This window comes from Achromobacter sp. (genome assembly GCF_032113835.1).
Taxonomy (GTDB): domain Bacteria; phylum Pseudomonadota; class Gammaproteobacteria; order Burkholderiales; family Burkholderiaceae_B; genus Achromobacter.
In genome coordinates this window covers 26,697-47,765 of record NZ_DAMCTG010000035.1, presented here as the reverse complement: position 1 = coordinate 47,765, position 21,069 = coordinate 26,697, and the positions used below count along the sequence as shown (strand labels likewise).

Sequence of the window (21,069 nt, the reverse complement as noted above, 5' to 3'; positions counted from 1 at the left end):
GCCGGCAACGGCAGCGCCTCGCACCTGGGCATGGCGTCGTTCCTGACCGCCGCCGGCGCGCAGATGCAGCACATCCCCATGAAGTCCACCGGCGACGCCGTGACCGAACTGCTGGCCGGCCGCGTCCAGGCCGTCACGGCCGCCACCATCGGCGTGACCGCCTACCGCAACGACCCGCGCGTCACGTTCCTGGCCTACACCGGCAAGACGCGTTCGCGCTTTGCGCCGGATCTTCCCACCGTCGCCGAAAGCGGCCTGCCCGGCTACGCCTTCGATTCCTGGCTCGGCCTGCTGGCCCCGGCGGGCATCGCGGCCGCGGACCGCGATCAGATCAACGCGGCGGTCAACAAGGTGCTGGCCGATCCGAAGGTGCAGTCGCGTTTGGCTTCGCTGGGCGTCGAAGCTGAAGCCAAGTCTGCCGCGCAGTTTCAGGAGTTGCTGAAGGCGGATTATGAAGCGGCCGGGAAAGTGGTGGCGGCTTCCGGGGCGCGGGTGGAGTAGTTGACGCGGTCGCGCAGGGCGGAATTCCTACCGCCTGCGCATCCCATCCAGCAGCAGATCCGTCATGAACTCCGCCACTGCCTGCTGGTTGGCCACGTCGGGCATCTGGCGCGTGAAACGTTCGATGATCGCAATGAGCGACTGGCCGAACCACTCGGGTGAAATCTCCGGCCGGAAAAGTCCCGCCTGCTGCTCCGCCCTGACGTTTTCGGCGATCAGGATGACCAGTTCATCCTTGAGCGCCTCAGCCGCCTCGGCGTGGAAAAAGCCGATGCGCGTTAGGTTTGGGTCTTCCTGCAGGATGGCAAGCAGCGTCCCGATGCCCTGCCGGATGCGATTGACCAGGGCTTCGCCCTGCAGGTGGCCGGGAAGCCGTGCCTCGCTGATGGCCCGGCGCAGCCGCTGGGCGAAAAGTCCCACCAGCTCGTCGAAGGCCGCCTGCTTGCTGGTGAAGTATTGGTAGAACACGGGCTGGGTGACGCCCGCACGGGCGACGATGTCGCTGACCCGGGTGTGCTGGAAACCCCGTTCGGCGAATTCGGCCGCGGCGACGGCCAGGAGGTGTAGCCGTGTGCGCTCTCCCTTGGTGAGACGCCTGTCCTGCGGTGCCGAATCGGGTAGTGCCATGATCATCGCGGAAAAATACTACCTATCCTCGCTTTCCGCCACTGCAACAGGATCAAATGGTCGCACTTCGGTCCAGGCGGCGACTCCCTCTTGCCGTCTCGTCAGGGTTGAAATCAGTTGAAATCCCCGTATCGCTTGAGACACTTTATTGGCGCACCCGAGCAGTAAAGTACGCCTATCGTCCGGCGTCTGGCGCAGTGCCGCCGCCGGTCGGCTTAGGAGCAAGATCATGAAGCGGTTTACAGGCCGGGTGGCCATTGCGGCGTTGGCGCTGGCGGTTGCCGGCGGGCCAGCAGTGGCTGGCGGGCGTGGCGGGAATTGGGGCGGCCATGGTGGCGGCTATGGCGGCGGTTATGGTGGCGGCTATGGCAGCGGCTATCACCATCATCACGGCGGCGGCGGTGGCAGCAGTTCCAGCGGTTGGTGGATTGGCGGCGCCTTTGCGCTGGCGACGGTCGGGCTGCTGCTCGCGGCCAATTCGGGGCCTTCGTACGTGCAGACCGGGGTTTATTCCTCTGGGGTGGGTTACACGAGTCCGCCGCTGTACGCCGCGCCCGTGTATGGCACGACGGTCTATGAAGCCGCGCCGGTCTACAACGCCCCGGTTTACGAAGCGCCGCCGGTTGCCTATTCGACGCCGGTGCCTCAGTACGCGCCCGTGCAATACGAGTCCGCGCCCCCGGTCAATGTCGCCCAGGCAAACGCCACCACGGACTGCCAGCGTTGGGCCGTGAACCAGAGCGGGTACGATCCCGCCACCATCACCCAGTGGACCACCCAGATCATGGTGGATTCCTATAACCGCGCGCTGGATTCCTGCATGACCAGCCGCGGATATCGCGCCAACTGACGGGCGCGGTATCGGATATATCCAGCTGTCCTGACGCGCCGGCCTGCATTTGCTGCAGGCCGGCGCGCTTGACGCCACGCTTGACGCCACGCTTGACGCCAAGCTTCAGCGGCGCCAGCCGCGCCAGGCGAACATCAAGCCGACGGCCAATAGCACACCAGCCGGCAGCACCCAGACGAATCCCGAGTCGGTATAGACGACCTGTTCAATGGGATCGTAGTAGCGTCCCAACTCGTTGAATTCCCACCGCAGATACTGCGCGTACCAGGCGTAAAAGAAGACGGCGGACAGGACCAGGCTTGCCAGCGCGGCCCCGCGGGCAAACGCGACGCCGCGATGGGTGCGAACGATCCCCCTCCAGGCCAGGTAGCCGCATCCGGCTACGCCGGCCAGCACTAACCAGTCGCCAACCTCAGCAAGCATCGCCTGCCTCCAGTTCGGCCAGGAATGCCGCCGCTTCGGCCCATTGGTGTTCACTGAAGACTTGCAGCCCTGCGCCGCGCAGCAATTGCGCCGTCACGCCCATGCCGGGCTGACGGCGGCGTGCGAAATGGCCATCGTAGACGTAGCCGCTGCCACAGGACGGACTGCCCTCCTTCAGCACGGCCATCCGGATGCCCCGCGCCTGCGCGGCCGCCAGCGCTTCGTGCGCGCCGTGCAGGAAAGGCGCCGTCACATCCTCGCCCGTCACCGCCACCACGCGCGCGCCGCCGGCCAGCACCGAGGCCGCATTTCTGCCCGGCTCGATTTCCGCCGGGGGCCGTGGGATCGGCATGCCACCCGCCACCTCCGGACAGACTGCCACCACACGCCCCTCCTGCAGCCAGCGGGCCAGAACGGCATCGCCGTGAGGCACGCCGCGTCCGTCGTACCGCACGGGATTGCCCAGAAGGCAGGAGCTGATCAGAACAGGGTGCATGGGACGGCGGTTTCAGGGGATCGGCAGCAGCGCGACCTTAAGCCGGGTCGGCCTTCTTCGCGGTTTTGCGCGGCGCCGTCTTGCGGGCCGCTGTCTTGCGCGCCGGCTTGGCGGCCGTACCGGTCTCGGTGGCGGGCGCCGTCGCGGACTCCGTGTGGGCGGACGCGCTTTCCGGCTTGGCCTGCGTCTTGGGCGTGGTCTTGCGGGCGCCACGGGCCGGCTTGGCGGTGGACTGGGTGGAAGCTGCTACGGGAGCAGTTGCGGGAGCGGGCTCGGAAGCCGCTTGCGACCGTCCCCCGGCGGACGATCGCGGCGCGCCGGCGAAGGGATCTGGCGCCTCGCCGCCACGTTCCCGCTCGGTCTTTGCTGGCGGCGCGACGAACGTCCAATCGGCGACATTCACGACGGGTGGCGGGCCAGAGGCCAGAGCCGACTGCGGCGGCGGGGGAACCGGCCGGGTGAACGCGGGCGGCGCCGCGTCTTCGCGCTTGCGGGCCGGAGCTTGTTGCTCGGACGGAGCCTGGCGCCCGGACGATTCCTGCGGTTCAGCCGAAACCTTCCCTTCGGACGGTCCCTGCCCCTCGACCGGAACACGCGGCTGAACGGCATTTTCACCCGATTCGGAATCTCCGGATTGCCGGCCATCATCTCCCGTTCTTGACCCGCGGCCCCGGCGGCCCGAGCGTCCCTGCCGGCCGTTATCCGTCTTCCTGCCGCTGCGCGACGGCGACGCGCCGTCGGCAGAATCGCCGCCATCATTCTGACCCGGCGCCTGCGACACATCCGCCACCGTGCCGCCTTCCGTCTGCTGCGGCGCGTCAGGCTGTTTCCAGGCCTCCGCAACCTCGGCGGAACTCGCCGACGCGGTCATGGTCTCTTCTCGGTCCGTTTCCCGCTCCGACCCCTCGCCGTGCGAGCCAGCCGTCCGGCCGCCCGCCGTCTTGCGGCCACCGCGCGATTTGCGACTGTTGCGGCCGCCAGTGCTCGGCGCCTCGCCGGCATCGGCCGCCGCGTCAGCGCTCGTCGCGCCATGCGTGTCGCCAGACGGGTCCGAGGACGCGTCGCCCGAGCCATCTCGATAGACATACGTGCCGGACTTCTCTTCGCGCCCCACCTCAAGAAAGCCGCGCGACTGCGCCTCTTCCAGCAGATTGCCGAACGCGCGGAAGCCGTAGTAGGACTCGTTGAAATCCGGCTTGCGGCGCTTCAAGGCGTCTTTCAGGGCCGATGCCCAGATCTTGCCGCTGTCGCCGCGCTCGGCCATCAGCGCCTCGAACGTCTCGACGACCATCTCGACCGCGCGCGTCTTGCGGGCGTCCTGCTCTTCCTTGCGGCGGCGTTCCTCGTCGGGCGAGCGGCGCTGGGCGGCAGCGCCACGGTTGTCGCGGCGCGCCTCGGCGGTGCGCTGGCCTTCGCGGGCCAGGTCGTCGTAGAAGATGAATTCGTCGCAGTTGGCGATCAGCAGGTCCGAGGTGGACTGCTTGACACCCACGCCGATGACCTTCTTGTTGTTCTCGCGCAGCTTGGACACCAGCGGCGAGAAGTCGGAGTCGCCGCTGATGATGACGAAGGTGTTGACGTGGGACTTGGTGTAGCAGAAGTCCAGCGCATCCACGACAAGGCGGATGTCGGCCGAGTTCTTGCCCGACTGGCGCACGTGCGGGATTTCGATCAGCTCGAAATTGGCCTCGTGCATCGGCGCCTTGAATTCCTTGTACCGCTCCCAGTCGCAATAGGCCTTCTTGACCACGATGCTGCCCTTGAGCAGCAGGCGCTCGAGCACCGGGCGGATGTCGAACTTCTGGAATTTGGTGTCGCGCACACCCAGCGCCACGTTCTCGAAGTCGCAGAAAAGCGCCATGCTGACGTTTTCGTTGGGGTTGTTCATGTTCTCTCCAATGCCGCGGTCGGAAGGCCAAATCAGACCTCGCGCCGCCAGAATTCGCCCATGATATACATTTCCGCTTGGTCTCCCCCTTCATCCGACCCGAGCCGCCATGCCCGACACCCTGCCGCCGCCCGAACTATTCACCGACCGCCTGGTGTTGCGCGCCCTGTCCCTGGACGACGCCGACGCCATCCAGCGCACGTTTGCCCAATGGGAGGTCGTGCGCTTCCTGGCCGACAAGGTGCCCTGGCCGTACCCGGCCGACGGCGCGCGCCAGTTCCTGCAAAACGCTGCCCTGCCCGCCATGCGCCGCGGAACGCAATGGCATTGGTCGGTGCGCACGCGTGCGCAGCCAGACCAGCTGATCGGCGTCGTCAGCCTGATGGATGACGAGCCCGGCAACAACCGCGGCTTCTGGCTGGATCCCGCGCATCAAGGGCGGGGTTACATGACCGAAGCCAGCGCGGCCGTCACGGCGTATTGGTTCGACGTGCTGGGCAAACCCGTGCTGCGCGCACCCAAGGCAATCGCCAACACCGCCTCGCGGCGGATCTCGGAAAGCAGCGGCATGCGGCTTGTGGGCACCGAGGAACGCGGCTTCGTCTGCGGGCGCCATCCCGCCGAGATCTGGGAGATCACCCGCGAGGAATGGCTGGCGCAGCAGGACGCCGCTCGGCGAGCCTAGGCCGTCCCCGATTTGCGCCCCAGAATCGCTGCCGCGCCGCCCGCATGACAGGTTGATTAAGCCGGCGCTTACCGCCTATTTCGCCCCGCTTTCCGGCGAATTGACCGGGGCGTGCGCTGGCTAGAATTCCCGACAATCCGGCATTCCGCGCGTGGGATGCCATGTTCTCGGGCAAGATCCATGAATCCGTCTACCGTCATCGGCGCCGTTGTCGGCCTGCTCACCCTGGTCATCGTGGTGGCGCTGTCCGCCAACGATGCCAGCCTGTACTTCAACCTGCCCGGTCTGGCGATCGTGCTGGGCGGCACCTGCGCCGCGCTGTTCATTGCGTACCCGCTGCAGGAAGTGGTGCGCGTCTTCAAGCTGGTGCGCACGGTGTTCCGCAACGACCAGCACGACCAGCAGCGCGACATCGAGGAACTGGTGTCGATGGCGCAACTCTGGATGAACGCCGACGTCCACAAGGTCGAGCACGAGCTCAAGAAGGTCTCGAACCCGTTCCTGCGCACGGGCGTTCAGCTCATCATCGACAACACGCCTGAAGACCAGATCATCGAACTGTTGAAGTGGCGCGTCGCCCGTCTGCGCGCCCGCGAACAGGCCGAGGCCCAGATGTTCCGCGTCATGGCCACCTTTGCGCCCGCCTTCGGGATGCTGGGCACGCTAGTCGGCCTGATCAACCTGATGGCCGTCCTGGGCGACGGCAGCATGCAGACCATCGGCCAGCAGCTGGCCATCGGCCTGATGACCACGTTCTACGGCATCCTGCTGGCCAACCTGGTCTGCAAGCCGATCGCGCTGAAGCTGGAACGCCGCACGGCGCGCCGCGTCGAGTCCATGAACATGGTGCTGCAGGGCATTTCGATGATGTGCGAGAAGCGTGGTCCGGCCATGGTGCGCGAGACCCTGAATTCCTTCGTCATGCACGTCGAAGACGAAATCTATGACGGCGGCGCCGACGCCAAACCCAAGACCAAGACGGAAGGCCAGGTCAAGCCCGGAGCAACCGCCCCCGCAGCCGCCCCCGTGTCCATCGCCCGTCCCGCTGCCGCGCGTCAATGAGCCTGATTTCCCCTTCCCTTGCGCAGCGGATCGAGCAGGCCCGCCAGGCGCAGCTACGCGCGCAAAAAGTGGCCGCGGCCAGCGGCTGGCGGCCCAGCGATAGCGACCGTCAGGACCGCTACGCGCGCTGGCACGTCGAGGACGCCGTTGAACAGGATTCCGAGAACTGGCTGCTGAGCTACCTGGACCTCATCACGCTGCTGCTCGCGATGCTGGTCGTCATGCTGGCCGTCACCATGCACGGCGGCGCCACGGGCAAATCCGAGAAGCCCGTCGAACTGGTCGGCACGCTGGCCTCCACAGGCCTGCCCAAGTACGACGGCGAGTATTCGGAATTTGAGACCGTGCAGATTCCGGCCAGCTGGACCGAGCTGCCCGCGCCCGCCACGGCCACGGCGGCCGCCGCGCCCGCCCCGGCCGACGACGAAGTCGTGGTGGCCGAGGCCGCCCCGCCGCTGACCGCGCCGTCCAAGGAATCGCTGGGCCTGGCCGACCTGGGCAATTCGGTGGACGTGATCGTCAACGAGCAGTCGGTCAGCTTTCGCATCAGCAACGAGCTGCTGTTCCCCTCGGGCCAGGCCACGCTCAGCCCAGCGGGCCTGGACGTGATCAAGCGCCTAGCCGGCATCCTCAACAAGAACGACTACCAAGTGTCGGTCGAAGGTCACAGCGATCCCGTGCCGATCCTGACCAAGCAGTTCGCCTCGAACTGGGAGCTGTCCAGCAGCCGCGCCACCAGCGTGCTGCGCGAGCTGGTGCGCGATGGCGTGACGCCGCAGCGGCTGCGCGCGGTGGGCTACGCGGAAACGCGCCCGATCGAGTCCAACAACACGGCAGCCGGCCGCGCCGCGAACCGCCGCGTCGAGCTCATCATGGACATCACGCCGCCGCAGGCCAAGACCGCCGCCGCGCCGCAGGCGCCCGTAGCCAGCAAGCCGGCCGCCACGCCGCAAGCTGCGGTCCCCGCGGCCGCACCGGCCAAGCCGGGTGCAACGCCGTCCACGGCGAAAGCGGCTGCGTCGGACGCCAAAGCGCCTGCGAACGCCATGAAGGCGCCCGCGCCCGCCGCACCGGCGCAATCCTGATCCGCGTCCCCTCCCTTCAAAAAACCGGCGCAAGCCGGTTTTTTATTGCCGGCTTACCGTGCACCAGAGATGTAAAGGACACTTGACACATCGAGACGCGGCCTCCAGAATGTCAAGCACGCTTTACATCAACAAGGGCATTCCCATGACTCAACTCCAGGCCAAGCGCCGTTATTTCAAGGAACTGGGCTTCTCGATGGCGCTGTATGCCGTCCTGCTGGCAGGCGCGCTGCGGCTCAGTCTCGACATGCAGCCCGGCGCATTGCGCACCGTCGTGCTGCTCACGCCCATGCTGGCGTTTCTGCTGGCGCTGCGAGCCGTCGTGCGCGCCGTGCGCCAGTCCGACGAGTTCATCCGCAAGACCACGCTGGAACATCTGGCGATCGCCGCCGCCGTCACCGCCGGGGTCACGTTCACCTATGGGTTCCTGGAAATCGCCGGGTTTCCCAAACTGAGCATGTTCGTGGTCTGGCCGCTGATGGGCGGGGTCTGGGCGCTAACCACCATCGTCGACACGCTGCGCCATCGATGAAAAACTGCATCCGCGAATTGCGCGCCGAGCGCGGCTGGAGCCAGGCCGCGCTGGCCGAACGCCTGGACGTCTCGCGCCAGACCGTCAACGCCATCGAGACGGGACGCTACGATCCGAGCCTGCCGCTGGCCTTCGCCATCGCCCGCGTGTTTGAAACGACCATCGAGTCGATCTTTCAGGAAGGCTGAGGCGGTCTTTCCGGCATGGCGCGGACTCGGGGATCGGCGTTAACCTAGCGGACCCGCCGCTCGCGGCGACCGCAGTCCGCAACGGGAGTCCCCATGCCGTACATGCTGCTGATCGTTGAACCGGTGGGCCAACGCGCCCAGCGTACGCCCGAAGAGGGGCGCGAGGCCTATGCGCAGATGGTGCGCTACGCCGAATCCCTGCAATCGCGCGGCCTGCTCACGCGCGCCGAATCCCTCAAGTCCGATACCGAAAGCGTGCGCCTGCGCGTGCGCGACGGGGACCGCCAACTGATGGACGGCCCCTACGCCGAGGCCAAGGAAATGATCGGCGGATTCTTTCTGCTGACCTGCGAATCGCGTGAAGAGGCGCTGGCGCTGGCCGCCGAATGCCCGGCCGCGCAATGGGCCACGGTTGAAGTCAGAGAGTTGGGCCCCTGCTTCATGTAGCGCGACTGGCGGCCGGCCACAGCCAGATCAGCAATTGCCCTTCTTGGCCTGTCCGGGCGGACAGAAGCCGCCACGGCCGCCGCCATCATGCGGATCGACGACCACGGAGCCTTGCGGCGTGTACACGGCACAGCCGGACAGGACGGAGACGATGAGGGCAAGACTGCACAGAACTTTCATGGCGTTGCTTCTGGGTGGTTAAGGACGCTGCGAGTGTATGGGACACGCCTGCAACAAGGCCTGGACCTTCGTAACCGGGTGCTAGGACCACGAAACACCCGTCCGACTCGGTGTTTACCCTAGGCAGGCGATGAGATTGTCGATTCCGCGCCGCGTCGTTCGTCGTACCTGTACAAGCGCCCCTTTCGGCCTTGCGATTCCTTCCCAGGAGACCTCAGATGCGATTCATGATCATCGTCCGGGCCACGCCCGACAGCGAAGCCGGCAAGATGCCGGACGACAGCCTGCTTGCCTCGATGGCGACCTATCACGAAGCCCTGGTCAAGGCCGGCGTGTTGCTGGACGCCAACGGCCTGCACCCGACGTCCAAGGGCTGGCGCGTGCGGTACGACGGCAGCGGCGAACGCAAGCTGATCGACGGGCCGTTCGCCGAAACCAAGGAACTGATTGCCGGCTACACGATGATTCAGGTGCGCTCCCGCGAAGAGGCGATGCAATGGGCGATGCGCTTTCCGACGCCCTTCCCCGGCCAGGACTGCGAGGTCGAGGTGCGCCAGGTATTCGAACTGGATGACTTCGAGCCCAGCAAGGAAGTCGAGCGCTTCCGCCAGATGCCGACGCCCAGCGTCTGATCCCTGCTTACCACCCTGAACCATCAAGCGAGACACGCCATGCACAAGCAGATCTTCGTCAACCTGCCCATCAACGACATGCAGAAGTCGCAGGAATTCTTCAAGAAGCTGGGCTACACCTTCAACCCCGACTTCACCAACGACCAGGGCGCCTGCATGGTCGTGGGCGACAACCTCTACGTCATGCTGCTGGTGAAGGACTTCTTCCAGGGCTTTACCGGCAAGCCGGTGGCGGACGCCACGCAGACCACGGAAGTGCTGGTCTGCCTATCCTGCGAAAGCCGTGCCGAGATCGACGACCTGGTCGCGCGGGCCGTCGCCGCGGGCGGTTCGGCGCCGCGCGCGCCGCAGGATCACGGCTTCATGTACGCGCACGGGTTCGAAGACCTGGATGGGCACATCTGGGAGTTCGCTTACATGGTGCCGGGCGAAGCGGGCGGCGCATGACGCAGGCGGCCACGCATCGCGCCATCGAGGCGGTCTGGCGGATCGAAGCCGCCAGCGTCATCGCGGGGGTGGCGCGCCTGGTGCGCGACGTGGGGCTGGCCGAAGAGCTGGCCCAGGATGCGCTGGTCGCGGCGCTGGAGCGCTGGCCGCAGACAGGCGTGCCGGACAATCCGGGAGCATGGCTCATGACCACCGCGAAGAACCGTGCGCGCGACCGGCTGCGGCTGGATGCGCTGCACACGCGCAAGCACGAGCAGATCGGCCACGAGCTGGAGGCCTTGCAGGCCGACGTGGAGCCCGACTTCGTGGACGCGCTGGATGCGGCGCGCCAGGACGACATCGGCGACGATCTGCTGCGGCTGGTCTTCACCGCCTGCCATCCGTTGCTGTCCACCGAGGCGCGAGTGGCGCTGACGCTGCGCCTGCTTGGCGGGTTGACCACAGCCGAGATCGCGCGCGCGTTCCTGGCGTCTGAATCGACCATCGCCCAGCGCATCGTGCGGGCCAAGCGCACGCTGTCCGCCGCCAACGTGCCCTTCGAGGTGCCGTCAGCCGCCGACCGCGCGCCGCGCCTGACCTCGGTGCTGGAAGTCATTTACCTGATCTTCAACGAAGGCTATTCCGCGACGTCGGGCGACGACTGGATGCGACCGGGCCTGTGCGACGAAGGGCTGCGTCTGGGCCGCATTCTGGCGGAATTGACGCCGTCGGAGGCCGAGGCGCATGGCCTGGTCGCGCTGATGGAACTGCAGGCGTCGCGTCTGCACGCGCGCACCGATGCCGAGGGCCGGCCAGTGCTGCTGATGGAGCAGGACCGCCGTCGCTGGGATCCGCTCTTGATCCGGCGCGGACTGGCGGCGCTGGAACGGGCCGATGCGCTGGGCGCTGCGCGAGGCGCCTACGCGCTGCAGGCCGGGCTGGCGGCCTGCCATGCGCGGGCCCGCACGCCCGAGGAAACCGACTGGACGCGCATCGTGGCGCTGTACGACGCGCTCGCACAGGTCGCGCCGTCGCCGGTGGTGGCGCTGAATCGCGCCGTGGCGATCGGCATGGCTTTCGGTCCGCAGGCCGGCCTGGATCTGGCCGACCAGTTGGCGTCGGAGCCGTCGCTGGCGAACTACCATTGGCTGCCCAGCGTGCGCGCCGACCTGCTGGCCAAGCTGGGCCGCAAGGCCGAAGCCCGCGCCGAATTCGAACGCGCGGCCGGCATGACCCGCAACGCCCGTGAACGCGAGCTGCTGCTGGCACGCGCGCGGGAAATGTCCGGGGAAACGGGCAACGTCAGCGGCGATTGAGGGGGCCGGACTCGGCGTGCTTAAATTCCAGGCATGCCACGCAACGCCGCCATCCCCGATCCGGCCGCCCCCCCGATCACGGGCGTGCCGGCGGCGTTCGACCATCCCAATGACCGCGCACAGTTCCGCCGCGCGGCCCATCAGCCCGGCGTCGAGCTGTACCGCGCGCACATCATCCGCCACGCGTTCGAACCGCACACGCACGAGGCCTTCGGGTTGGGCGCCATCGAATCCGGCGTCGAACGGTTCCGGTATCGGGGCGCCGACCACCTGGCGCCGTCCGGATCGCTGGTGCTGATGAATCCGGACGAACTGCACACCGGGCGCGCCGAAACCGAAGGCGGCTGGCGATACCGCATGGCTTACATCGACCCCGACGTCGCCGCGCGGGTCACGGGCGAATCCGGCTGGTGGTTCGGCGCGGCGGTCGGCCATGATCCCGCCGGCGCGCAGCGCGTCACGGGGTTGCTGGATGCGTTGTGGCACGCATCCGAACCGCTGGCGTTCGACAGCGCGCTGCACACGCTGCTGGGCGAATTCCGCCGTCATGCTGGCGTGCCGCGACCGGCCGTCACCGAAGGCGCGTCGCGATTCGCGCAAGTCATCGAGTATCTGCGCGCGAACCTGTCGCGGCGCCTGACGCTGGATGAGCTGGCGGCGGTGGCCGGATTGAGCCCCTTCCATTTCCTGCGCAGCTTCCAGACCCACCATCACGCCACGCCGCAGCAGATGCTGATGGCGCTGCGGCTGTACGAGGCGAAACGCCTGCTGGCGGAGGGGGTTGCGCCGGCGCAGGTAGCGCTGGCGGCCGGACTGACCGACCAGGCGCACCTCACGCGCGCGTTTTCGCGGCGCTACGGCGTCACGCCGGCGCGGTATCAAAAACAGACGCGCGGCTAGGTTCCATTCCGCAATCTCGTACAAGATTTGCCCCGCCCGCTTGGCTAGACTGCCCGCATTCATGATCTGGAGCGATGTATGTGGGCTGGAACCCTTTACGCCCTGGCCGCCGGCCTGATGTGGGGGCTGGTGTTCGTCGGGCCCCTGCTGCTGCCGGAATACCCGGCGGCCCTGCAATCGGTGGCCCGCTATCTGGCGTTCGGGCTGATCGCGCTGCCGCTCGCCTGGCTTGACCGCCGCAACCTGCGCCTTCTGACGCGCGCGGACTGGATCGAGGCGCTCAAGCTCGCCGCCATCGGCAACCTGCTGTATTACCTGTGCCTGGCCAGCGCCATCCAGCGCGCGGGCGGCCCCGTGCCCACGATGATCATCGGCACGCTGCCCGTGGTCATCGCCATCAGCGCCAACCTGCGCAATGCGCACCGCGACGGCCGGTTGCCGTGGAAGCGGCTGGCGCCGTCGCTTGCGCTCATCGCGCTGGGCATCGCCTGCGTCAACCAGGTGGAATTGCAGGCGCTGCGCCAGGACGCGAATGCCGACCTCTCGCGTTACGCCATCGGCGCGCTGCTCGCGCTGGTCGCGGTCGCCTGCTGGACCTGGTATCCGCTGCGCAACGCCGATTGGCTGCGCAACCATCCCGGCCGCAGTCCCCGCACCTGGGCGACCGCGCAGGGCGTTGCCACGCTGCCGCTGGCGCTGGCGGGCTATGGCGTGCTGTGGGCCGGCATGGCGGCCGCGGGCAGCGCATTCGACATGCCGCTCGGTCCTCGTCCGGACGTCTTTCTGGGACTGATGATCGCCATCGGCCTGTTCGCCTCCTGGTTGGGCACGCTGTGCTGGAACGAGGCCAGCCAGCGGCTGCCGACCGCGCTGGCCGGCCAGCTCATCGTGTTTGAAACGCTGGCGGCGCTGGCTTACGCTTTCATGCTGCGCGGCACCATGCCGGAACCGCTGACGCTGGTCGGGATCGGATGCCTGATGGTGGGGGTGCTGAAAGCCGTGCGGGTGAAGCCGGAGCCGGTCGCGGCGGCAGTGTGATTCGGCGGCATGTCGTCCACCGGCGATGGCGATCAAGCGCTGTTTGGCCGAATGCAGTCTGCGATCAGACCGCCGTCCGCGTCCGAATAACACCGCATTATTAGACGACGTATAATTTTCGACATCGTCTAATATCAGCCGGACCATGCTCGACTCTCATTTCCTCCTCCCCGGCGCGGACGCCGCCGACACCGGCCGCCGCGAACGCAAGCGCCAACAGACGCTCGACCACCTCTCGCAGACCGCCTGGCGCCTGTTCGAAGCACTCGGCTACGACGCCGTCACCATGGAGCAGATTGCCGCGCAGGCCGACGTGTCCAAGGGCACGCTCTACAACCACTTTCCCGTCAAGGAGGCGCTGCTGGCGCAACGCTTCCACGGCGAGCTCGCCGACTCGCTGACGGAACTATGGCCCGCGCTTCAAGCGCTGCCCACCTTCGCCGAACGGCTGACGCAGTTGCTACATGCATCGGCGCATTGGGCCGAATCGCACCGCACTTATCTCGGCCCCTATCTGCGCTACCGCTTCGCCACCATGCAGGCAGGCACGCAACACGACGAGCGCCATCCGCGCAGCGGCCTGCACCGCGTGTTCGCCACGCTGATCCAGAACGCCCAGGCCGCCAACCAGGCCCGGTCCGACATGGACGCCGAGCTGCTGGCCCATCACCTCCAATTCCTCTACCTCGGCGCCCTGCTGCGCTGGTTGGACCAGCCCGGCGCATCGCTTCAGCAAGAATTCGACGCCGCCATCGCCCTTTTTGTGAATGGCACGGCGGGGCGCGCCGCATGACCACGTTGGTGCTGGACTGGGCGGCCGCGGCGCACGCGGGTCCGCAAGCCGCAGGCGGCAAGGGCTGGCAGTTGGGCCGCATGGCGCAATTCGGCGTGCCGGTGCCCGACGGCTTCGTGCTCGCGGCCCAGGCCAGTGTCGAACACCAGCCCGGCCAGGACGTGCCGCCCACCGTGGCGCAGGCCCTCTACCAGGCGCTGCACGAACGCGGCTGGCTGGACCGTCCCCTGGCCTTGCGCTCGTCGGCGCCGCAAGAGGATTCCGCCGGCGCGTCGTTCGCCGGCATCCATCTGTCCTGTCTGAACGTGCGCGGGCCCGATGCCGCCGTCCAGGCGCTTGGCCGCATCTGGGATTCGCTGTGGACGCCGCAGGCGCAGGCGTACCGGCAGCGTTTCGGCTTGCCCGCAGACGGCGCGGGCGGCATGGCGGTCGTCGTCATGCCGATGATCGAAGCACAGGCATCGGGCATCGCCTTCACCATCGACCCCGCCACGGGCCGCCACGACGAGATGGTCATCCACGCCAACTGGGGCCTGGGCGAATCCCTCGTGAACGGCGAGGCGGACGGCGACGAATACCACCTGCGCGAAGACTACCTGCGCCAAGCCTGGCCGGTCGTCTCACGGCGCATCGGCGCCAAGCGTCACGCCACGCAACCCGCCGCCGGCGGTGCAGGCACGCAGTTGACCGACACGCCCGCCGCCCGCGCCGCGCAAGCCGTACTGACGGACGCGCAGGCCGAGACGCTGGGCGACATTGCCCGCGACGCCGCCCGCGCGTTGGACTACAGCGGCGCGGCGTACGACCTTGAATGGGCCCGGGACGGCGACCGGTTCTGGATCGTGCAGGCGCGGCCGGTGACCGCGTCGGCGCGCCACACCTATCCCGCGCTGCAGGGCCAGCCGGATTACTGGTCGCGCGGCAACACCCGCGAGGTCCTGCCGCACGCCATGTCGGCGCTGGAATGGGATGCGGGCCGCGTCATGGCCCAGCGCATGCTGACCTGCGGCTTCGAATTGAGCGGCTACACCACGCTGCCCGGCGTGCCGCTTGCCGCGTTATTTCAGGGGCGCGCCTACCTGAACGCCTCGGTCATCCAATGGGTCGGCCATGACGCGCTGGGCGTCAGCCCCCGCGACATGAACGCGTTGCTGGGCGGCTCGCAGCCCGAGATCCGCGTGCCGCCGGTCACCGCCGCGCAGCGGCTGCGGCATGGACTGCGCATCGTGCGCTATCTGCGCCGAGCCGCGCCGCTGCGCCGCCAGGCCGCCACCGATCTGCCCCGGCTTCTGGCCCGGGCGCAGGAATGGCTGGACGCGCCGCTGCCCGGCGCCGACGCCGACCTGGGCGCGCAGTTGCGCGAACAGTTCGAGGCCGTTCTGGCTGCGGATCAATTGTTCTTCTTGCAGGGTTCAGGCGGCGGTGCGCTGTCCAAGCTGCTCGACATGGTGGAAAAAGCCGTGCCCGCCGAAGGCCACGCGCTGACCGCCGCGCTGATGGCGGGCGGCGCCCCCAGCGTGACCGCCGAGCAAGGCTATGCGCTCATGGCGTTGGCGCAATTGGCCGAACACGATGCCCAGGCGCTCGCTTGGCTGCGCGCGCCGAACCGCGACGATGCCGCGTGGGCGGGGGCATTACCCGACGACAGTCGGTTCAAGAAGGCCTTTGCCGACTTCCTGCATCGCTATGGCCACCGCGCCGTCTACGAGACCTATCTGCGCAATCCGCGCTGGCGCGAAGCGCCCGGCTATCTGCTGGACAGCATCCTGAATCTGATCGGCGCCGATCCCGCCGCCCTGCGCGCCCGGCAGGACGACGCCGCGCGGCAGGCGTGGCAACGCGTGCGCCGCGCCTTGCCCTTCTGGCAGCGGCCGCTGGCCGCGAAGCTGCTCACGGCATCCCGTCTGGAAGGCAACCAGCGCGAGGCCGCGCGCAGCGTGCTCGTGGCGTATCTGGCCGTGGCACGCAAGCGTGCGCTGGAACTGGGACGCCGCAACAACGGCCCGGACGGACTCGCGAACGCCGACGACATCTTTCATCTGAATGCGGCCGAGATCTTTGCACTGGCGGATGGCCGGATGGATGCCGCGGCGCTGGGCCGGCGCGCAGCCGCCCGGCGTGCGCAATTGCAGGCATGGGCCGCGCTGCCGGACATTGACGTCATCACCGAACACGCTGACCACGCCGCACCGCCTGCGCCAATAACCGCGATTGATGCGACCGCATCGCGCGATTCCTGGCGCGGCACGCCGGTGGCAGGCGGACGCACACGCGGCCGCGCGTTCGTGGCGCGCACGCCGGACGAAGGCCTGTCCATGCCCGCCGGCGGCATTCTGGTCGCGGCGTCTTCCGACCCCGCGTGGACGCCGCTTTTCCTGCGCGCGGGCGCTGTAGTGATGGAGGTCGGCGGCTATCTGTCGCACGCCGCGATCGTGGCGCGCGAGTTCGGCGTTCCGGCCGTCGTCAGCGTCCACGGGGTGCTGCAAGGGGTCGCCACGGGCGACATGCTGGAAGTCGATGCCGTGAAAGGCGTCGTCACCCGGCTGCGGGAGGACATTCCGGGTTAACGTCGGCTACCCCTGACTTGCCGCCGCCTGGCCTGCCGTCGCCAGTTCGAACTGAAACACCGCGCCACCGCCTGCCCCGTCCACCAGCCGGATCTCGCTCTGGTGCAGTTGCAGGATGCGCTGCACGATGACCAGTCCCAGCCCGCCGGCCTCGCCCGGCCCACGGTTCAGCGCCGACGCGCGCGTGAAAAGCCCCGCGCGCAACGCCTGCGGAATGCCTGTCCCGGAGTCGCTGACCTGCACCTGCACCCGGTTGCGCGACAGGCCAAGCTGCAATGCAATCTGGCCGCCCGGCGGGCTATGCCGGATCGCGTTGTCCAGCAGATTCGTCAGCACGCGTTCGATCAGCCCCAGATCCGCGCGCACCGGCGGCAGCGCCTGCGCAATGTCCGTGGTCAGATGCTGCTGGCGCGCCTCGGCCGCCAGTTCGAACTTCTGCATCACGTCCTGCACCAGTTCCGGCAGCGAGAACGTCTCGGGTTCCAGGCGGACCAGCCCGGACTCCAGCCGCGCCAGTTCAAAGAGTTCCTGCGCCAGCCGGCCGACCTTGCGGCTTTGCGCCAGCGCGATGTCCAGATAACGGCGGCGCTCGGCCGGATCGAGCGTCTCGTCCTTTAACCGCAGCGTTTCCAGATAGCCATGCAGCGACGTCAGCGGCGTGCGCAGGTCGTGCGAAATGTTCGCGACCAGATCGCGGCGCTGCTGATCCTGCCGCGTCAACTCGCGCCACTGATCCGAGATCCGCCGGCCCATCTGCGCAAACGTGCGCCGCAGCACCGCGATCTCGTCGCCGTTGCGCGCCGCCTGATCCGCCGGCAGCTCCAGCGCAGCCAGCGCCTGGCCGTCGTCGCCGTCAAAGGCGCGCACCGCACGCGTCAGCGACCGCAACGGCCGCGTAATGAGCGCAAACGCCGCCAGCCCGGCCACCAGCCCCAGCAAGGCCACCAGCGCAATCGACCACAGCGTCGTGCGCAGCACCGACGTACGCGATACGTCCATCGCCAGCGCATCGTGCGCCTGCCCCTGCAGCACCACATACACGTAGCCCTGTTCGCGGCCATCCACGCGCACCGGCGCCGCGCTGAACACCTTTTGCGCGTCAAGGCTGCGCGGGTCGTCGCCCGTGATGGGCAGCATGCCGCCGGCCAGCAGACGCTTGACCGGCGTAAGGTCCACACGTTCGCGCTTGATCTGTCCGGGCGGCGCGGCGTCGCCGACGATGCGTCCGTCGTTGGACAGCAGATAGACCTCCACCGCCGGGTTCACCGTCATCAGCATGTCGAACATCGAGCGCACGGCATCGGGCTTCCAGCCGCCCGCGTCCATCAGTTCAGTGGAGCCGGCGATGTGCTGCGCCAACCCGCTGGACAGCCGCTGCACGACCTCCTGCTCATAGCGCGAGTTGGCCGCGATCTGCAGCCACGCGGACGCGCCGCAGCACGCCAGGAGCAGCAGCGCAAACACGCCGGACAGACGCTGGGTCAACGTGAATCGCTTCATGGCTGCACTCCGGGCGCCGCCGCAAACTTGTAGCCGCGGCCCCAGACCGTCAGGATGCGCTGCGGATTGGACGGGTCGGCCTCGATCTTGGTGCGCAGCCGGTTGATGTGGGTATTGACCGTGTGCTCATAGCCTTCGTGCTGATAGCCCCACACCTGGTTCAGCAGATCCATGCGCGAGAAAACCTTGTCCGGATGCCGCGCAAAGAAGTGCAGCAGATCGAATTCGCGCGGCGTCAGGTCCAGCCGGCGCGCGTCGACATCGACCGTGCGGGCAATCGGATCGATCGACACGCCATGCACGGCCAGGCTGCCCGCGTCCTGGCGCGCATTGCGCTCGATGGCGTCACTGCGGCGCAGCAGCGCCCGAACGCGCGCCACCAGTTCCAGCATCGAAAACGGCTTGGCCAAGTAGTCGTCCGCGCCCAGTTCCAGGCCCAGGATGCGGTGCACTTCGCTGGACCGCGCGCTGGTGATGATGATGGGGATGTAGCGCGCCATCGCGCGCGCCCGCTTGCAGATTTCCAGGCCGTCGATGCCGGGCAGCATCAGGTCCAGCACCAGCGCGTCCCAGCCGCCTTCTTCGAGCAGGCGCATGCCCTCGTTGCCGTCGGCCGCGTGCTCGACCGCATAGCCCTCGTCGCGCAGATGCAGGCGCAGCAGTTCCGCGATGTGGGCGTCGTCTTCAACTATCAGTACGCGGCGGGGCGTATCCATGGGGCAACCTGGGGCGTGAGCAATGCGCCTATTGTCGCCAATCGGCGCGGGGCAAAGTTCACAATTAATTTAACTTTGCGTGAGGACTTCGGTATGGGCCAGGAGGAAGAATGCCTCCATCGACAGCCCACCGGAGACCGCCATGCTGGCCCGACCCGCCCTCAACAATACGCCGCTTGCCGCGTCGGTAGCCACGCCGCCGGACGCGCCGGCGGCCGTTGCCTCGGCGCCGGCTGCACGAAAACTGGCCAGGCAACCAGCGCCCTCCGGGGCGTCCCCCGTCATCCACCCCCGCTGGCTGCGCGTGACGCACTGGTTGAACGGGCTGGCCGTCGTCATCATGGTCATGAGCGGCTGGCGCATCTACAACGCCGCGCCGTTCTTTGATTTCACGTTTCCCAACAGCATCACGCTGGGCGGGTGGCTGGGCGGCGCGCTGCAATGGCACTTTGCCGGCATGTGGCTGCTGTTTGCCAATGGCCTGCTCTACCTGGCGCTGAACGTCGCCACCGGCCGACTGTGGCGCAAATTCCTGCCGGTCAGCCCCGGCGGCGTGATCCGCGACCTGCTGGCCGCGCTGCGCGGCCGGCTCTCGCACGCCGACCCGCGCCACTACAACCAGGTCCAGCGCCTGGCTTACCTCTTCGTGATGGCCGACATCGCCGTGCTGATCCTGTCCGGACTCGTGTTGTGGAAGTCCGTGCAATTCGACCTGCTGCGCGACCTGATGGGCGGCTATGAAGCCGCACGGCGCGTGCATTTCTTCGCGATGGCCCTGCTGGCCGGCTTCGTCGCCGTGCACCTGGCGATGGTCGCCCTGGTGCCTCGCAGCCTGCTCACCATGATCCGCGGCAAATAGGAACCTGCCATGACTGAAAAACGCCGCCTTTTTCCTGGCCTGGACGCCCCGGCCATCCTGCGCGAAGCCGGAAAACTGCTGGGCAAACGCGTCGAGCAGCCCTCGCGCCGCGCCTTCCTGCGCCGCGGCCTGACGTTGGGCGGCCTGGCCATGCTGTCCGGATGCTCGCTGTCCGACGACGAGAGCGTCGAACAGGCGCTGTCGGCCGTCTCCCGCTTCAACGACCGCGTGCAGGGCTGGATCTTCGACCCGGCCCAGCTCGCGCCGACCTATCCCGAATCCATGATCACCAGGCCGTTTCCCTTCAATGCCTTCTACGGCATCGACGACGTGCCGCAGGTGGACGAGGCGTCGTTCCGGCTGGAAGTCACCGGCATGGTGGCAGACAAGCGCCGCTGGCGGCTGGACGAGCTGCGCGCCATGGCGCAGGTGGATCAGGTCACGCGGCACATCTGCGTCGAAGGCTGGAGCGCCATCGGCAAATGGGGCGGTGTGCCGTTCTCGGCATTCTTGAAGCGCGTGGGCGCAGACGTGTCCGCCAAGTACGTCGGCTTCAAGTGCGCCGACGACTACTACACCAGCATCGACATGCCCACCGCGCTGCACCCGCAGACCATCCTGGCCCTGACTTACGACGGCCGGACGCTGCCCCCCGAATACGGCTTCCCCATGAAGCTGCGCATGCCCACCAAGCTTGGCTACAAAAACCCCAAGCACATCCAGGCGATTTTCGTCACCAACACCTACCCGGGCGGTTACTGGGAGGACCAGGGCTACAACTGGTTCGGCGGCAGCTAGGTGATTTCCCGCTTTTTTTCACTGTCAAAAGGAACGCATCATGAAGAAATTCACCACCGCCGCATTGTCCCTGTGCCTGGCCCTTGGCGCCACGGCCGTCCACGCCGCCGACACCATGGGCAAGGAAGGGATGAGCAAAAACGGCATGTCGAAGGAAGCGCCGGCGCAGGACGGCATGAAGAAGGACGGCATGTCGCACGATGGCATGAAGAAGGATTCGATGTCGCGCGATGGCATGTCCAAGGGGTCGATGTCGAAGGATTCCATGTCGAAAAGCGGCATGAGCAAGGACGGCATGTCCAAGGATGGAATGTCCAAGGACGGCATGCAGAAGTGAACCCCCGGGGGGAGGACCGCGTCCGCCGCTCCCCCTTGATCGAACCCGCACGGAAACCGCCATGAACCTCAATCGCAGACACTTCCTGGGCCTGGGCAGCGCCGCCGCGGCCGCGGCCGGGCTGGCCCCGCTGCTGGCCATCCGCAGCGGCCCGGCGGCAGCGGCCGCGCCCGCCGCCACCTTCCCCTACACGCTCACCGACGCCCAATGGCGCGAGCGCCTG

The 21,069-nt window shown here is 67.6% G+C and carries 25 protein-coding genes; 18 read left to right on the top strand and 7 right to left on the bottom strand.

What is annotated here, in order from left to right:
• On the top strand, positions 1 to 501 hold a 501-nt coding region (locus tag RT697_RS14255), incomplete at its 5' end, for a tripartite tricarboxylate transporter substrate-binding protein (protein ID WP_313699701.1).
• Between the two features lie 27 nt (positions 502 to 528).
• Here the strand turns inward: RT697_RS14255 and RT697_RS14250 are convergent.
• Positions 529 to 1,128, bottom strand: coding sequence for a helix-turn-helix domain-containing protein (locus RT697_RS14250; protein WP_313699700.1), 600 nt, complete (start codon positions 1,126 to 1,128; stop codon positions 529 to 531).
• 229 nt (positions 1,129 to 1,357) lie between these two features.
• Between RT697_RS14250 and RT697_RS14245 the strand changes: the two genes are divergently transcribed.
• Positions 1,358 to 1,978, top strand: a complete 621-nt coding sequence (locus tag RT697_RS14245) for a hypothetical protein (protein ID WP_313699698.1) — start codon at positions 1,358 to 1,360, stop codon at positions 1,976 to 1,978.
• A 105-nt stretch (positions 1,979 to 2,083) separates the two neighbouring features.
• On the opposite strand, the gene RT697_RS14240 is transcribed toward RT697_RS14245, so the two are convergent.
• The 3 genes from RT697_RS14240 to RT697_RS14230 are packed head-to-tail and all read right to left on the bottom strand — an operon-like array spanning position 2,084 to position 4,785.
• A complete protein-coding gene (locus RT697_RS14240; RefSeq protein ID WP_313699696.1) occupies positions 2,084 to 2,401 on the bottom strand; it encodes a hypothetical protein in 318 nt (105 codons plus the stop codon).
• Positions 2,391 to 2,897 carry a DUF523 domain-containing protein gene (locus RT697_RS14235; protein ID WP_313699694.1) on the bottom strand — a complete coding sequence of 169 codons (507 nt, stop codon included), beginning with the start codon at positions 2,895 to 2,897 and terminating at the stop codon, positions 2,391 to 2,393. The genes RT697_RS14240 and RT697_RS14235 overlap by 11 nt, the downstream gene beginning before the upstream one ends.
• A gap of 37 nt (positions 2,898 to 2,934) precedes the next feature.
• Positions 2,935 to 4,785, bottom strand: coding sequence for an NYN domain-containing protein (locus tag RT697_RS14230; RefSeq protein WP_313699693.1), 1,851 nt, complete (start codon positions 4,783 to 4,785; stop codon positions 2,935 to 2,937).
• A 109-nt stretch (positions 4,786 to 4,894) separates the two neighbouring features.
• On the opposite strand from RT697_RS14230, the gene RT697_RS14225 reads away from it, so the two are divergent.
• The 6 genes from RT697_RS14225 to RT697_RS14200 all read left to right on the top strand — a co-directional run bounded on the left by RT697_RS14225 (position 4,895) and on the right by RT697_RS14200 (position 8,784).
• Positions 4,895 to 5,470, top strand: coding sequence for a GNAT family N-acetyltransferase (locus RT697_RS14225; protein ID WP_313699692.1), 576 nt, complete (start codon positions 4,895 to 4,897; stop codon positions 5,468 to 5,470).
• Between the two features lie 180 nt (positions 5,471 to 5,650).
• Positions 5,651 to 6,532: a MotA/TolQ/ExbB proton channel family protein gene (locus RT697_RS14220; RefSeq protein ID WP_313699691.1), complete on the top strand. Its 882-nt coding sequence runs from the start codon at positions 5,651 to 5,653 to the stop codon at positions 6,530 to 6,532.
• Positions 6,529 to 7,617, top strand: a complete 1,089-nt coding sequence (locus tag RT697_RS14215; RefSeq protein ID WP_313699689.1) for a flagellar motor protein MotB — start codon at positions 6,529 to 6,531, stop codon at positions 7,615 to 7,617. The genes RT697_RS14220 and RT697_RS14215 overlap by 4 nt, the downstream gene beginning before the upstream one ends.
• A gap of 145 nt (positions 7,618 to 7,762) precedes the next feature.
• Entirely contained in the window at positions 7,763 to 8,149 is a 387-nt protein-coding gene (locus RT697_RS14210) for a hypothetical protein (RefSeq protein WP_313699703.1), read from the top strand.
• Positions 8,146 to 8,337, top strand: a complete 192-nt coding sequence (locus tag RT697_RS14205) for a helix-turn-helix transcriptional regulator (protein WP_313699688.1) — start codon at positions 8,146 to 8,148, stop codon at positions 8,335 to 8,337. Before RT697_RS14210 ends, RT697_RS14205 begins: the two co-directional genes overlap by 4 nt.
• Positions 8,338 to 8,430: 93 nt before the next feature.
• Positions 8,431 to 8,784, top strand: a complete 354-nt coding sequence (locus RT697_RS14200) for a YciI family protein (RefSeq protein ID WP_313699686.1) — start codon at positions 8,431 to 8,433, stop codon at positions 8,782 to 8,784.
• A gap of 27 nt (positions 8,785 to 8,811) precedes the next feature.
• On the opposite strand, the gene RT697_RS14195 is transcribed toward RT697_RS14200, so the two are convergent.
• Entirely contained in the window at positions 8,812 to 8,964 is a 153-nt protein-coding gene (locus tag RT697_RS14195) for a hypothetical protein (RefSeq protein ID WP_175121829.1), read from the bottom strand.
• A gap of 218 nt (positions 8,965 to 9,182) precedes the next feature.
• Between RT697_RS14195 and RT697_RS14190 the strand changes: the two genes are divergently transcribed.
• The 7 genes from RT697_RS14190 to RT697_RS14160 all read left to right on the top strand — a co-directional run bounded on the left by RT697_RS14190 (position 9,183) and on the right by RT697_RS14160 (position 16,636).
• The gene (locus RT697_RS14190) at positions 9,183 to 9,596 is read left to right on the top strand and encodes a YciI family protein (RefSeq protein ID WP_313699684.1); all 414 of its coding nucleotides are present in this window, start codon (positions 9,183 to 9,185) and stop codon (positions 9,594 to 9,596) included.
• 39 nt (positions 9,597 to 9,635) lie between these two features.
• Positions 9,636 to 10,043, top strand: a complete 408-nt coding sequence (locus tag RT697_RS14185) for a VOC family protein (protein WP_313699683.1) — start codon at positions 9,636 to 9,638, stop codon at positions 10,041 to 10,043.
• Entirely contained in the window at positions 10,040 to 11,338 is a 1,299-nt protein-coding gene (locus RT697_RS14180) for an RNA polymerase sigma factor (RefSeq protein WP_313699681.1), read from the top strand. The genes RT697_RS14185 and RT697_RS14180 overlap by 4 nt, the downstream gene beginning before the upstream one ends.
• Before the next feature lie 33 nt (positions 11,339 to 11,371).
• Positions 11,372 to 12,238 carry an AraC family transcriptional regulator gene (locus RT697_RS14175; protein ID WP_313699679.1) on the top strand — a complete coding sequence of 289 codons (867 nt, stop codon included), beginning with the start codon at positions 11,372 to 11,374 and terminating at the stop codon, positions 12,236 to 12,238.
• 78 nt (positions 12,239 to 12,316) lie between these two features.
• The gene (locus RT697_RS14170) at positions 12,317 to 13,276 is read left to right on the top strand and encodes a DMT family transporter (protein ID WP_313699678.1); all 960 of its coding nucleotides are present in this window, start codon (positions 12,317 to 12,319) and stop codon (positions 13,274 to 13,276) included.
• 145 nt (positions 13,277 to 13,421) lie between these two features.
• Positions 13,422 to 14,069, top strand: coding sequence for a helix-turn-helix domain-containing protein (locus RT697_RS14165; protein WP_313699677.1), 648 nt, complete (start codon positions 13,422 to 13,424; stop codon positions 14,067 to 14,069).
• On the top strand, positions 14,066 to 16,636 hold the full coding sequence (locus tag RT697_RS14160; protein ID WP_313699676.1) for a PEP/pyruvate-binding domain-containing protein: 2,571 nt from the start codon (positions 14,066 to 14,068) through the stop codon (positions 16,634 to 16,636). The genes RT697_RS14165 and RT697_RS14160 overlap by 4 nt, the downstream gene beginning before the upstream one ends.
• A gap of 6 nt (positions 16,637 to 16,642) precedes the next feature.
• On the opposite strand, the gene RT697_RS14155 is transcribed toward RT697_RS14160, so the two are convergent.
• Positions 16,643 to 18,136: a HAMP domain-containing sensor histidine kinase gene (locus RT697_RS14155; RefSeq protein WP_313699674.1), complete on the bottom strand. Its 1,494-nt coding sequence runs from the start codon at positions 18,134 to 18,136 to the stop codon at positions 16,643 to 16,645.
• The gene (locus RT697_RS14150; protein ID WP_056570500.1) at positions 18,133 to 18,852 is read right to left on the bottom strand and encodes a response regulator transcription factor; all 720 of its coding nucleotides are present in this window, start codon (positions 18,850 to 18,852) and stop codon (positions 18,133 to 18,135) included. The genes RT697_RS14155 and RT697_RS14150 overlap by 4 nt, the downstream gene beginning before the upstream one ends.
• A 142-nt stretch (positions 18,853 to 18,994) precedes the next feature.
• Between RT697_RS14150 and RT697_RS14145 the strand changes: the two genes are divergently transcribed.
• From RT697_RS14145 to RT697_RS14135, 3 genes are read left to right on the top strand one after another with little or no spacing between them, the layout of a single operon-like run.
• Complete coding sequence (locus tag RT697_RS14145; RefSeq protein ID WP_313699671.1) at positions 18,995 to 19,711, top strand: cytochrome b/b6 domain-containing protein; 717 nt, start codon at positions 18,995 to 18,997, stop codon at positions 19,709 to 19,711.
• Positions 19,712 to 19,720: 9 nt separating this feature from the next.
• Positions 19,721 to 20,509 (top strand): molybdopterin-dependent oxidoreductase, encoded by a 789-nt coding sequence (locus tag RT697_RS14140; RefSeq protein ID WP_313699669.1) that lies wholly within the window; start codon positions 19,721 to 19,723, stop codon positions 20,507 to 20,509.
• Positions 20,510 to 20,549: 40 nt separating this feature from the next.
• Positions 20,550 to 20,846, top strand: coding sequence for a pentapeptide MXKDX repeat protein (locus tag RT697_RS14135; RefSeq protein WP_313699667.1), 297 nt, complete (start codon positions 20,550 to 20,552; stop codon positions 20,844 to 20,846).
• Positions 20,847 to 21,069 lie beyond the last annotated feature (223 nt).